The following is a 13,742-nucleotide window of genomic DNA, read 5'->3' on the forward strand; positions in this document are numbered from 1 at the left end:
GCGCACCACACATTGCCAATCTCGCAGCGGATGATGGTGACTACTTCGTTGCGGTCGCAGCCGCTACAATGCCGACCCTTTCGCAGATTTGGATCGACGACGTGCAGACGGAATTTGTGGCCGGACAACGCTGGCTCAGTGAGGCGGAACCCGACCTCGGCCTGGGTATCGTCGAGGAGGCCGACGCGCGGCATGTGCTGATCCGTTTCGCGGCGAGCGGTGAGACCCGCAACTACGCGGCACGCAACGCACCGTTGAGCCGGGTGCGGTTTGCCGCGGACGATCACATCCAGGACCAGGCGGGCATGGAGTTGCAGGTTGTTTCCGTCGAAGAGCGGGACGGCACCTTGGTCTACCATGCCGTGACGCCCGATGGCGACGAGATCAGTCTGCCCGAGCAGGGCCTGAGCGACCGCCTTCGCCTGAATCGGCCGCAAGACAAACTGTTGGCCAGGCGTATCGATCCGGACATCTGGTTCACCCTGCGTTATCAATCGTGGCTACAGCAAGCCACGCTGTGGTCTTCGCCCGTTTATGGTCTGCAAGGCGCGCGTATCGACCTGATCGCTCACCAGCTTTTCATTGCGGCGGAAGTCGCCTCGCGTGCGGCGCCGCGCGTGCTGTTGGCCGACGAAGTCGGCCTGGGAAAGACCATCGAAGCCGGCCTGATTCTGCATCGCCTGGTGCTTACTCAGCGCGTACAGCGTGTATTGGTGATCGTGCCCGATGCGCTGGTCAACCAGTGGCTGATCGAGATGCTGCGCCGATTCAACCTGACGTTTGCGGTGTTCGATCAGGAACGTTTCGAAGCGTCGGATCACACCAACCCTTTCCAAGGCGAGCAGCGCGTATTGTGCAGCCTGTCTTTTCTCACCTCGTCACCCGAGGTGGCTCGCGCGGCGCTCGCCGGCGAGTGGGATATGTTGATCGTCGACGAGGCCCATCACCTCGCTTGGAGTGAGCACGAGACCAGTCTCGCCTACCAATTGGTCGAAGAACTCGCGCTGACGACGCCCGATGTGTTGCTGTTGACCGCTACGCCCGAGCAGCTCGGTCGTGCCGGTCACTTCGGACGGCTGCGCCTGCTGGATCCACAGCGTTTTCACGACTACCCGAGCTTCGTCGCCGAGGAAGAGGCATACGCGCCGGTCGCAGAGCTGGCGGCGAACCTGCTCGACGGCAAGCCGCTCACCCAAGCTCAGCAACGGCTGTTGCACAGCTTGCTCGGTGACGAGGCGGACCTGCCGACCCAACAGATCATCGAGCGTCTGATCGACCGGCACGGCACCGGGCGCGTGTTGTTTCGCAACACCCGCCAGGCAATCAAGGGCTTTCCCGCGCGCCATTTGAACAGCTATGCCTTGCCGCAGCCCGAGGCCTACACCGACCTCAGCTCGGCCATCCAGCCCGAAGCCTTGTTCGGTGACGACTGGACGGCGATCGATCCGCGCGTCAACTGGCTGCGCGGTCTGCTGACCCAGTTGGCGCCGGCAAAGGTCCTGGTGATCTGCGCGCAGGCGCAATCGGTGGTGGCGTTGCGCGATTTTCTGCTGGAGCGCTGTGCGATCCATGCGGCGATGTTCCACGAGCATATGGAGATCGTGGCGCGCGATCGCGCCGCTGCCTTCTTCGCCGATATGGATGAAGGTTCGCAGGTATTGATCTGCTCAGAAATCGGCAGCGAGGGGCGCAACTTTCAGTTTGCCCATCACCTGGTGTTGTTCGATCTGCCGCTCGAGCCGGACCTGCTCGAACAGCGTATCGGTCGCCTCGATCGTATCGGACAGCGTGAGACCATCGAGATCCATGTCCCCTATATCGAGGGTACGGCCAACGAGGTACTGCTGCGCTGGTATCGCAACGGCCTGTCCAGTTTCGAAGCGACCTGTCCGGCAGCGAGCGCGGTGTATGACCAACTCGGCGATGCACTCAAGGCGGCGCTGGCCGAGCCGGGCGACAGCAGCGCATTGGTCCGTGAAGCAGCAGCGCTCACCCAACAGATCAATGCCGAACTCGAAAATGGACGCGACCGCTTGCTGGAACTGCACTCGCACCAGCCTGAACAGGCGAAAGCGCTGGTAGAGGCGATGCGTCACTGCAGCGAAGTTACTCCCTTGCCGGATTACATGGCGGCCTATTGGGATGCTTTCGGCATCGAACACGAGCCCGGCCCGGGTGGCTCGACGGTTTTGCGGCCGGGTGCGCACATGTTGTCGGATCACTTTCCGACATTGAGTCACGAAGCTTCGACGGTCACTTTTAACCGCGGCCATGCACTGGCGCACGAGGATCGCCAATTTCTCACCTGGGAACACCCGATGGTGCAGGGCTGTATGGAGATGCTGACCAGCGGCGAGCTTGGCGCTGCGTCGGTCACGGTGTGCAGCCATCCGGATTTCAAAACCGGCACGGTGTTTCTCGAGGCGTTGTACCTGATCGAATGCCTCGCCCCGACCGGTTTGGAGATGCAGCGTTATCTGCCGCCCACTTGTCTGCGCTTTCTACTCGACGCGCAAGGCCGCGATCGTGCCGGCGAACTGGCGCATGAACAGCTCAGTGGATTGTGCCTGTCGCAGAATCGCAAACTGGCAGAGACGGTGATCGCGTCGCAGACAGAGCGGGCGAAGGCGCTGCTGCAGTTTGCGACGGGACTTGCCGAAGGGACCGTTGGCGACGTGGTGAACGCGGCCGTCGCACAGGTCGATGCTGAGCTGTCGGCGGAACGTCAGCGTCTTACCGCCTTGGCCAAGGTCAACCCCAATGTGCGCGAAGACGAGATCGAACGTCTGGAGGTGCGTCACCAAGCATTGCTCGACCACCTCGCCCTGACTCGGGTTCGGCTCGATGCGGTGCGCCTGGTCGTGATGCGGTGATCACCGCATCGATGGGTGGGGCGCGGTCGTCGGTTTAATCGGTGAGTGCCAGCCACCCCGGCAGCTCTTCGACGCGTGTCAGCCAGGCCTGCACCGCAGGGTAGGGTTGCAGTGAGAAATTGCCGTCGCCGGCAAGGGCAACGTAGGGATAGCAGGCGAGGTCGGCGATCGTGGGGCGATCGGTGGCCAGCCAGGGCGCGTCACTGAGCTGGTGCTCCATTGCCTCCAATCCGGGCTTGGCCTCGCGGTGACACTGGTCCACATCGAAAGGCTTGCTGAACAGAACGGCGACGCGTGCGCGTGCGAGTCCGTACTGTAGTTCGTTTTCAGAAACCGCAAGCCATTGCATCACCCGCGCTTCGCCGAGCGCGTCGGCCGGCAGCCATTGGCCGTCGCCATGCCGTCGCGCCAAGTAGACAAGAATCGCCATTGAATCCCACAGCAGTATTTCGCCATCGGCCAACACCGGGATCTGCCCACGCGGGTTCAGGCGTTTGAACTCATCGGTCTGGGTTTCGCCCTTGGTGCTGTCGACGGCGATGCGTTGGTAGTCGACGCCCAGCATCGACAGCAACAGTCGAACCTTGTAGCAATTACCTGAGCGGGGGAAGTCGTAGAGTTGCAGAGTAGACATCGCGGTTCTCTCCAGGGGGTGGGCTGCGTTTACAGCTGCTCGTGCTGCCGCGCATAGATCGAGGCCAACCGGTGCAAATGTTGGCGGAAGGTGATGCTGACGGCATGACGGCGAGTTGCACCGGCCGATAGTAACAAGCCGAGCCCCGTCGATGTCAGGGCGTTCCGATTCGCGTGCCCGACGATCTGCAGCGGGTGCGTACTGGCTTTTTAGCCTGCAACTCATCGAGCGTGGCCTGGATTGGCCCGAGCAGGGCAGGCTGATCGGTTTCTGCGATAGCCAGCGCGCGTTGCGCGGTGGCAATGGCCTGTGTGTGACAACCGAGCGCGGCTTGTACCTCAGCCAGGTTGTTCAGCGCGGCCGCGTGCCGCGGTTGCTGTTCGATGATCAGGCGATACTCTCGTTCTGCCTCGGTGAATCCGCCGGAAGCATAGAGTGCATGTGCATAGCCGAATCTGGCGGTTGGGTTCGACGGCCAGCGTTCAAGCATCACCCGATAAGCAGCCTGTCTTGCACGCGGCGTCAACAGCGGCTCTGCGACGGCGGTCGCACTGAGCATACGGTCCAGCGCTGGTTGTGCCGGCAAACTACCCGGACGCAAAGCGACAACGCCCCATCGTTCTGCCAGGCGCCAGCTACGTAAGAACTTGTGTGCCGACATCAGCTCCCTTCTTTGCGTCCCGGAGCGCAGCACAACAGTGTCGTCGATCGGGTTAAGTCCGACGACTACCGCATAGTGCCAAACCGGCCAAAAGCCGAGTCCCAGATTCTGCATGACGAGAACCGGGTGCCCGGCGTCGATTTCCGCGCGCAGCGCAGACAGCGACGGTTCGATGACATAGGGAATGCGGCCGGCGCGACGTGTGGCGGCGAGCATCTCGACTTGCAGTGAACCCTTCTTGGCCGGGACATACACCTGGCCAACAAGGTCATCGGGCGATACACCGACACCGCTCGCATCGAGTACGGTCGCCAGGGCCGCCGGACCACATTGGTAGTCCTGCTGTGGATAGAAGGGGGTATCACTGAGCTCGATAGGCTGGCTCAGAGGCGGTGCCAATTCAGGGAGCACTGGCGGCCGGCTTGCGCAGGCCGCCAATGTGACGAGGCACGCGACTACAGCACAGCAGCGGAGGCTGCTTTTGATGCGACGCGTATTCAGACTTTGGTGAAGATATTGGTGACCCCGACCAGTTCGAGGATCAACAACACGACAAAGACCACGCCGATCACCGCGAGCACGCTGCCACCGGCCGGCAGTTCATCCAACTGTGCCGACAGCATCTGCAATTCTTCGGTACTCAGTGCCGCAATACGTGCATCGACCTCGGCCGGTGAAACACCCTGCTGCAGAAACTGCGCACGAATATCGTCACGCGCCAGTTGGCCCTGGATGCGGTTCAACAACTCGCCCCGTTGATCGAGCTGTACCAGCGTATCGGTGCCGATCGGTGCCGCCAGACTCACGACCGGCAGACCGAGCAGGCTGGTTGTCACGATCAGCAGCATGGCGATGAACTTTTTGAAGATATTTTTCACTTAATGACCCCCTGGTACATTGTGATAGGGAGGATTGCGCCGCCAACGCCCAAGACGCTAGCACGCTTCCTCGCTGAACCGCAAACAGCGATTAGGGGAGCTTGAACTCTGTAGCAGAACTGCGTCTGTAGCAGAACTAGAGAGTAAACAAGGAACGTTTGTTCTCCCGAAGAAGCACGTTCGATCTTTAGTGCTGACGTCAGCGTCGGGTGACAGTGCGTTAATGTTGAAGAATTCGACCAACAAATTGGGCGTCGCTAAACATCGGTTGCCTTGGGTTCAGCAAACAAAATAGAAATGGAGCACGGCGGTGTATCGAGAAATACTATTGTTTGATTTGCAGACCATGCTTAAATTGCGTGAAATCGTTGCTGAGTAAAGAGCCAGCTGCCAAAGGACTTTTACGAATCTGATGTTGAGCGATCAGGCTATTGTTTCTACAGTACAGGCTTAGCAAAAAGGGTGTTTTTTGAGCTTTCATGACGATGATCTTTCTGTCTTCATGAGATAGGAGAATTGGCCCGAGTGTCGCATAGACTTTATGGCTTAAGTGGCTTGTGTCATTTTAGTCTGATTTCCCTAGTCGCATCTGTGCTGGTTTTCGTACTAAAGTATACGTTTCACTAGAATAGTCGATAAACATCGGTTGCTACATAGATGGAAGCCATTTAGCGAGATATTGGACAATTTCAGACGGCAAGCACGTTTTTATGGTCACGCTGAATAACGCATGAGCTTGGGGGTGCGAGTGTTTCTCGAATCTTTAATAACGGGTGTTGGAAGTGGAGTAGCGAAAGGGGTTTTTCGTGTTTGGTTGAAAGATCAAGCGTTGTTGCTTGGTGTGGGTGAGGAATTTACAGACGTATTGAAAGAAGCAATTCCCGATATTCGGAAACGTAGGTCTACCCAGCGACAGTTTGAACAGATTGCCGACAGAGCGGCGGAAAGTGTTCTGCAAATGCTCGAAAAAGAAGGCAAAGATATCAGCGATGAAAGGCTGGATATAGTTATAAGCGCAGCAGGGGCTACTATTTTGACAACCAATATTACTGCGGAACTTGCAGCTAGTGAAAGCCTTAGCCCCGATAGATTGCTTAGGTATTTTCTGAACAAGAAAGGTAGTGAGGGGGGTAATCCGGGAAAAGAATTCTCAGACGAAGAATCTCAAATATACTCCAGGATTCTTCATCACGCATCGCAGTTAATTGTAGATATATCTTCTCAGCTACCTAGGTTTCAGGAGGCTGTATTTTCTGAAATCTTGTCTCGACAGACAGTATTGATTGATAAAGCGAATGAAGTGGTGTCTGGAATAGATAAGATTCTCAAAAGTCAAGAAGGTGAAAGTATCGCGCACAAGAGGTTTGAATCTGACTACAGGATAGCGTGCATTCGAAAGTACGATCGCCTTCAGCTATTCGGTGTGGATGTGCAGAACTCACATAGGCGTTATCAACTGAGCGTTGCTTACGTTGCGCTGGAAGTGGAGCTGTCGAAGCGTATGCGAATGGAGCAAGCTCTCAGCGCCACAACTCGACTGTTTTTGCGGGGAGCCGCAGGATCAGGAAAAACGACTTTGCTGCAGTGGTTCGCGACTAAAGCAGCTGGTCGTGAACTTAATGGAACGCTTGCGGAGTTCAATGGCTCTGTCCCCTTTTTGATCAAGCTGAGGGACCTTCGGTCGGATAGTTTTCCGAGTTTGGAAGATTGGCCATATAAAGTCACAGACGCACTCAGTGGTAAGCCTTCTGATTGGGTTCACGGGATTGTGAGTGACGGTAGAGCGATAATTTTGATAGACGGAGTCGACGAAGTATCGGAGTACAACCGAGGGCGCGTGTTGGATTGGATAGATCATCTAACGAGTCTTTATCCACGCAACTATTTTGTAGTTACTGCGAGGCCTCATGCTGTCCCGGCCCAGTGGTTAGAACGTGCAGGATTTACAGTGGCTGAAGTTAAGGAAATGGGGCGTGATGATATTGTCCAGTTTATCGACCATTGGCACAAGGCGATCCTTCTGAATTGCCAAGACGATAGAGAAAAAAAAGATATAGAGAAATTCTCCCATGCATTGAAGGTGAAGATCACTAATGATGTCTCGCTTTATCGTTTGGTTAGCAATCCATTGCTGAATGCCATTATATGTGCGCTGCATCGCGAGCGCGTGGAAAATTTGCCTAGCGACAGAATTGAGCTTTATAGAGCTTGCGTGGACATGTTCTTCCGAAGAAATCGTGAACGAAAAGTGAACATGGAGGACTATGTTGAATTGACAGATAGGCAGTTGCTTTTCTTGCTACAGGATCTTGCCTGGTGGATGATTCGTAATGCGAAAACAACAGCCACACGGTTGGAAGTCGAGGATAGATTCAATAGAACGATGTTGTCTTTGGCTGAATGTCCAATTGATGCAGATGGCAAACAATTGTGTAAATTGTTTGTTGAGCGGGTCGGTATTCTCAGAGAGCTTTCGCCGACGAATATCGATTTTCCACACAGGACTTTTCAAGAATACTTGGCAGCATATGCTGCGGTTACAGAGAATGATCTTGGCTCGTTAATTAGTAATGCGCACGATCCACAATGGAGGGAGGTGGTAATAATAGCTGCAGCACTTATAGCAGATGTGAAGAAGGCGGAGAAGTTCATTCTGCTGCTTCTGGAGAAGGGAGACAAAGGGTGGCATCGGGAGATATTGTATATTGTCGCTGCCGCGTCTCTTGAGAGCGTGGTTCATTTACCTCACATAAGGCGGGTTCAGACGCTAGTCGAAAAGCGCTTGGAAAAGATTGTGCCACCGAAGAGTATATCGGGAGCGAATGAACTAGCGAAAAGTGGTGATTTAGTTGTTTCCTTACTTCGCTACAATGAAGATTGGGATGTGGAGAGCTCATGCGCATCAATTCGGTCTTTGTCGATTATCGGGACTGAAACTGCTACTTATTGTCTTATTGGATGGACGGCGGATCGCCGGCCCGAGATTCATAAGCAGATTAGTTTGTCGCTTAGGGATTCACAAGCGCGGACTGTATCCAGGGTTTGCAAGGATTGGAAGAATCCTCAGCACGTTAAGGAGTTGGATTTGTCGACAATCCCGATGGATAATTTTGCATTTTTGGAGAAGTTTGTGAATTTGGAGGTTCTGAACTTAGCATATACAACAATAAATAATATTGATGCTTTACAAAGTTTGAAGTCGTTGCGTATTCTGAATCTCGAAGGTACGAAAGTTGATGATATCTCTGCGTTGCGCGAGTTGAGTTTAGTTGAGGATCTCAATTTGGCGTTGACTCTTGTCTCTGATATAGAGGTTTTGGGAGATAAGGAACAATTAACAACATTGAATTTGATGAACACAAATGTAGAGAGTGTTGCAGCGCTGACGGGCTGTCGTGCTCTTCGTGAATTGAGTGTATTGGGGGTTAGAGTAGATCGAAAAGAAATAGTGAAGCTGAGGCGGGAGAATAAAAAGGTTAGGATAATAGGTCGAGAATCACAATAATTAAGCAGACCTAGAGATATATTGGGCTTGTTGATGAAAGAATGATTGAAGCCATTGGCGCGTCTGGCCATTCGTCTCCGGCCTACCCGGATTGCGTTACCTCCGCCATGCACATCACAGCTTCCTGATCTTATCGGCCTGGGCCTTGAGGTCGGCGAGTGCCGCTTTGTCTGCTTCGAGCTTGTCACGCTCTTTCTGCACCACTGCCTCCGGTGCCTTGTCGACGAAGTTCGGGTTCTGCAGTTTTTTCTCGGTGCGATCTATGTTTTGTTCGAGCCGCCCCATTTCCTTTTCGAGACGGGCGAGTTCGGCATCTTTGTCGATCAGGCCGGCCAGCGGGATCAGGATCTTCATGTTGCCGACCAGCGCGGTCGCCGATTCGGGGCCGGCATCGCCCGGTGCGAGCACGTCGATCGATGCGATACGTGCGAGAAAGTCGAGGAAGGCACGGTGTTTCTGCGCGTTCTCCCGGTCTTTCTCGTTGGCGTCGGCGAGCAGCACAGGAACGCGCTTGCTCGGCGCGATATCCATCTCGCCCTTGATCTTGCGCACCCCGAGAATGAACTGCATAACCCACTGCATCTCGGCCTCGGCGGCATCGTCGACCAACGGTGCGCGATAGCTGGGGTAGGGCTGGTTCATGATCGTGTGCTGTGCCGACGCATCGATCTTGTCGGCGAGCGGTGCAACCCGCTGCCAGATCTCTTCGGTGATGAACGGCATGATGGGGTGGGTCAAACGCAGCAGCGATTCAAGTACCCTGACCAGGGTGCGCCGTGTTCCGCGCTTGGCGGCCGCGGACGCATCGTCGTTGGTCAGTACCGGTTTGCACAGTTCAAGGTACCAGTCGCAGAACTCGTTCCAGGTGAATTCGTAGATCGCCTGTGCGGCCTGATCGAAGCGGTAACCTTCGATCGCATCGGCAACCGACTGCTTGGTCTTCTGCAGGCGTGACAGGATCCAGCGGTCTGCCAGCGAGCGTTCCAGCTCTTCGTTGTTTGCGCCGCAGTCCTCGCCTTCGGTATTGCTCAGCACGTAGCGCGCGGCGTTCCACAGCTTGTTGCAGAAGTTGCGGTAGCCTTCGATACGCCCCATGTCGAACTTGATGTCGCGACCGGTGGCAGCGAGTGCGGCGAACGTGAAACGCAGGGCGTCGGTGCCGAAGCTCGGGATGCCGTCGGGGAACTCCTTGCGCGTCTGTTTCTCGATTTTCTTCGCCAGCTGCGGCTGCATCATGCCGCGCGTGCGCTTGTCGACCAGCGCTTCGAGGTCGATGCCGTCGATCAAGTCGATCGGATCGAGCACGTTGCCCTTCGACTTCGACATCTTCTGGCCCTGCGAGTCACGCACCAGGCCGTGCACGTAGACTTCATGAAACGGCACGTCGTCCATGAACTTCATGCCCATCATGATCATGCGTGCGACCCAGAAGAAGATGATGTCGAAACCGGTCACCAGCACGCTGGTCGGGTAGAACATCTCCAGGCGCTGGGTCTGCTCGGGCCAGCCGAGGGTCGAGATCGGCCATAGCGCCGAGCTGAACCAGGTGTCGAGCACGTCTTCATCCTGGGTCAGCGGATAGTCGGCCGGCAGCTTGTGCTTTTCGCGCACCGCCTGTTCGTCGCGCGCCACGTAGACGTTACCGTTGTCGTCGTACCAGGCCGGGATGCGATGGCCCCACCAGATCTGGCGGCTGATGCACCAGTCCTGGATGTTGCGCATCCACTCGTAGTAGGTGTTCTTCCAGTTGTCTGGCACGAAGCGGATCTTGCCGGTCTCGACGGCCTCGATCGCCGGCTTGGCCAGCGGGCCGACCTTCACATACCACTGGTCGGTCAGGAAGGGTTCGATAACGGCGCTGGAACGATCGCCGCGTGGCACCATCAGCTTGTGGTCGACGACCTTTTCGAGCAGCCCTTGCGCATCGAGATCGGCGACGATCTGTTTGCGCGCGTCGTAGCGATCCATGCCGATGTAGGCACTCGGGATCAGAGTATCTTCTTCGGCGAGGTTGTCGCGGATCGCCGCATCGATGGTGAAGATGTTGATCAGGCCACCATGGATCTGGCTGCTGATCGGGTTCTCGTCGCGATGACGCTGCCAGACCGCGTAGTCGTTGAAGTCGTGCGCCGGCGTGATCTTCACGCAGCCGGTGCCGAATTCGGGGTCGGCATGCTCGTCGGCGATGATCGGGATCTTGCGCCCGGTCAGCGGCAGTTCGACCAGCTCGCCGATCAGGTGTTTGTAGCGTTCGTCTTCCGGGTTCACGGCGACCGCGCAGTCGCCGAGCATCGTCTCAGGCCGGGTGGTCGACACCACCAGGTGGCCCTGGCCGTTGGTCAGCGGATAGCGCATGTGCCACATGTGGCCGCTTTCTTCCTCGGAGATCACTTCGAGGTCGGACACGGCGGTGTGCAGCTTCGGGTCCCAGTTCACCAGGCGTTTGCCGCGGTAGATCAGGCCTTCTTCGTACAGGCGGATGAAGACTTCCTGCACCGCATCGGACAGGCCGTCGTCCATCGTGAAGCGTTCGTGCTGCCAGTCGAGCGATGAGCCCAGGCGACGCAGCTGGCGGGTGATGTTGCCGCCGGATTCGCCCTTCCACTCCCATACGCGTTCGATGAACTTGTCGCGGCCGAGGTCGTGGCGGGTCTTGCCGTCGGCCTCGAGCTGACGTTCGACGACCATCTGGGTCGCGATGCCGGCATGGTCGGTGCCGGGCTGCCACAGGGTGGGGCGGCCGCGCATGCGGTTGTAGCGGATCAGCGTGTCCATCACGGTGTTGTTGAAACCGTGGCCCATATGCAGGCTGCCGGTCACGTTCGGCGGCGGGATCATGATGCAGTAAGGCGCGCCTTCGGCTGCGCGTCCGTCGGCCTGATCGCTTACCGGCTGGAACCAGCCGTTCTTCTCCCAGATCTCGTACCAGTGCTGTTCGATTGCGTGTGGGTTATAGGTTTTTTCCATCGAGTCGGGATCCGGCCAGTGCTTCCAATACAAAAGCAAAGTATACCGGTTCGCACCGCGCGACGGCACCGTCGGCGTGGTGTCGGAAAAGGCGTGTCAGAACAGTTCGATATCGCCGTCGTCAACGTTGTCGGCGACAGCCGGAGACGACCCGGCCGCCGAGGCGGTTGCCGCAGCGGGTTGGTTTCGCAGTTCTTTATGGTCGAGCAGAAATTGCTTCACCAGGTCCTGCAGCTGGCCGGCCATGATGGTGAATTCCTTGCTCGACATGTTGGCCGATTGGGCGGTGGCCGCGGCCTGGGTGGAGGTTTCGCGGATCGAGTCGACTTTGTGGTGCACGTCGACAACACCGGCGCTCTGCATGCCGGTGTGCTCGGCAATGCCCGCGTTGAGCTGGGTGATGCTGGCGACGGAATCGGTGATAGCCGCCAGCGCAGCCGTGGCGTTGGCGGTCTTCGCGGCGACCTCTTCGGCCTGTTGATCGCTGCGGCCGATAGCCGCCACCGCCGATTGGGCATTTTGCTGCAGGGTCTGGATGATCGACTCGATGTGGTCGGTCTCCGAGTGGATCTTCTTCGACAGCTTACGCACCTCGTCGGCGACCACCGCGAACCCGCGGCCGGCTTCTCCGGCCCGCGCCGCCTCGATCGCCGCGTTCAGTGCAAGCAGGTTGGTTTGCTCCGAGATGGTCCGAATGACCGAGAGCACCACGCCGATCTGGCTGCTGTCGGTCTCGAGTTGAGCGATGATGCCGGACACCGCGTCCACCTCGTTGACCAGCGACTCGATTGCGCCGGTTACCGCGCCCACCGCTTGTTGGCCAGCCTGCGCATGATCGTTGGCGGTCGCCGCGGCATCGGCGGCCGCCTGGGCGTTCTCTTTCACCTGCAGCGCCGACCCTTCCATCTGCGTGATCGACACCGCAATTTCTTCGACATCCGCCTGTTGGCGAGAGGCATAAGATTGGCTGATCTCCGTGGCCTCGCTCATGCGGGTCGACTCGCCGGCCAGCGAGCTGGACGACAAAACTACGAGGTCGACGACGCCCTTGATCTTGCTGACGAAGCGGTTGAAGTAGCGGGCCAGGTCGGCGATTTCGTCCTTGCCGATCTCGTCGAGTCTATGGGTCAGGTTGCCACTTTCAGCGACGTCGCGCAGCGCATCGACGGCGTTGGATATGCGGGAGGTCACGATGCGAATGATGCTCCACATCAAAGCCAGGCCGATAAACACTGCGGCAGGCACGCCCCACAAGGTGAGGTAGGTCTGCTGCTCGGTTTCGTCGAGCAGGGCGCGCGAGCGCGCATCGACCTTGGCGGTGATGCTGTCGGCAAGGCCGTTGATCAGGGCACCCGCGCGTTTCTGCAACGGTGTGATGTGGGTGCGGGCTTCGTAGGCGTCCTGGCGCCAGCGCGGTCCACTATGCAGCTCGGCGACTTTCTCGAAGGAGGCGGCTTGTTCGTCGATGTATCGGTCGAGCGAGCCAAGGATGCTTTCCAGTTCGAAGGGCAGGTTCGGCAGTCGGGCGATCTCTGCCTGCTTGTCTTCGATCGCCGCAAGGTAGTTGCGAACGTTGTCGGCCGCGTCTTCATTGCGATAGGCGAGAAAACCGCGGACCTCGGCGTTGATCCGCCCCCAATAGTGCAAAAGATCGTAAAGATGATCGTAAAGTGCGAAGTGCTCGGGCGTTTCACCACTCAGATCCAGGATCTCGATAACGCCGCGGATCTCGCCAATGGCTTCGGCGTTGGTCGGTGCCATGTCGCGCTGAGCAAGACCCAACGCCGGGATGCGTTGCAGCGGGGTGTTCGCCAGTTCGATCAAACGGGTTTCGACCGTTTCGATCTCGTGCCAGATGTTGCGCAGGTCGGTCAGCGTTGCGCGCTGCTTGGCATCGCCTGCCTTCTCCAACATGACGTTGAGTTCGGCGATGGTCTCTTCGATCTGGTGTTCGTTGACCTCATGGGTGGCGAGGTACTCGTCGTCTTCGCTGAGCAGAAACAGCCCCAGCGTGGCGATCTCGCTCTGCAGGAGATTGCGCAAGCGCATCACCGCTTGCAACTCCGGCAGTTCTTGATCGATCATTTTTGAAACGTCCGCACTGGTGCGCTGTTGGTTGTTGACCGCGAAAACTGCAACGACCGCGAGAACGAGCACAAAGACCAGCGTGCCGCTCCACAGTTTCGTACGCAGCGAAAGATTATCCAGCATCAAACGCTTCATT

The 13,742-nt window shown here is 57.3% G+C and carries 7 protein-coding genes; 2 read left to right on the forward strand and 5 right to left on the reverse strand.

Going from position 1 to position 13,742, the window contains the following annotated elements; genetic code table 11:
- Positions 1 to 68 precede the first annotated feature (68 nt).
- Complete coding sequence (gene rapA, locus B1781_RS08855; RefSeq protein ID WP_078119313.1) at positions 69 to 2,873, forward strand: RNA polymerase-associated protein RapA; 2,805 nt, start codon at positions 69 to 71, stop codon at positions 2,871 to 2,873.
- Between the two features lie 34 nt (positions 2,874 to 2,907).
- On the opposite strand, the gene B1781_RS08860 is transcribed toward rapA, so the two are convergent.
- The 3 genes from B1781_RS08860 to B1781_RS08870 all read right to left on the reverse strand — a co-directional run bounded on the left by B1781_RS08860 (position 2,908) and on the right by B1781_RS08870 (position 5,046).
- On the reverse strand, positions 2,908 to 3,507 hold the full coding sequence (locus B1781_RS08860) for a glutathione S-transferase family protein (RefSeq protein WP_078119314.1): 600 nt from the start codon (positions 3,505 to 3,507) through the stop codon (positions 2,908 to 2,910).
- A 154-nt stretch (positions 3,508 to 3,661) separates the two neighbouring features.
- Entirely contained in the window at positions 3,662 to 4,567 is a 906-nt protein-coding gene (locus B1781_RS08865) for a PA2778 family cysteine peptidase (RefSeq protein ID WP_164513316.1), read from the reverse strand.
- Between the two features lie 98 nt (positions 4,568 to 4,665).
- On the reverse strand, positions 4,666 to 5,046 hold the full coding sequence (locus B1781_RS08870) for a PA2779 family protein (protein WP_078119316.1): 381 nt from the start codon (positions 5,044 to 5,046) through the stop codon (positions 4,666 to 4,668).
- Between the two features lie 730 nt (positions 5,047 to 5,776).
- Between B1781_RS08870 and B1781_RS08875 the strand changes: the two genes are divergently transcribed.
- Positions 5,777 to 8,551: an NACHT domain-containing protein gene (locus tag B1781_RS08875; RefSeq protein ID WP_078119317.1), complete on the forward strand. Its 2,775-nt coding sequence runs from the start codon at positions 5,777 to 5,779 to the stop codon at positions 8,549 to 8,551.
- A 114-nt stretch (positions 8,552 to 8,665) separates the two neighbouring features.
- On the opposite strand, the gene B1781_RS08880 is transcribed toward B1781_RS08875, so the two are convergent.
- Both B1781_RS08880 and B1781_RS08885 read right to left on the reverse strand, forming a co-directional pair.
- A complete protein-coding gene (locus tag B1781_RS08880; protein WP_078119318.1) occupies positions 8,666 to 11,518 on the reverse strand; it encodes a valine--tRNA ligase in 2,853 nt (950 codons plus the stop codon).
- A gap of 96 nt (positions 11,519 to 11,614) precedes the next feature.
- Positions 11,615 to 13,729: a methyl-accepting chemotaxis protein gene (locus B1781_RS08885; protein WP_164513317.1), complete on the reverse strand. Its 2,115-nt coding sequence runs from the start codon at positions 13,727 to 13,729 to the stop codon at positions 11,615 to 11,617.
- Between the last annotated feature and the right edge of the window lie 13 nt (positions 13,730 to 13,742).

This window comes from Thiosocius teredinicola, from assembly GCF_002009425.1.
Taxonomy (GTDB): Bacteria; Pseudomonadota; Gammaproteobacteria; order Chromatiales; family Chromatiaceae; genus Thiosocius; species Thiosocius teredinicola.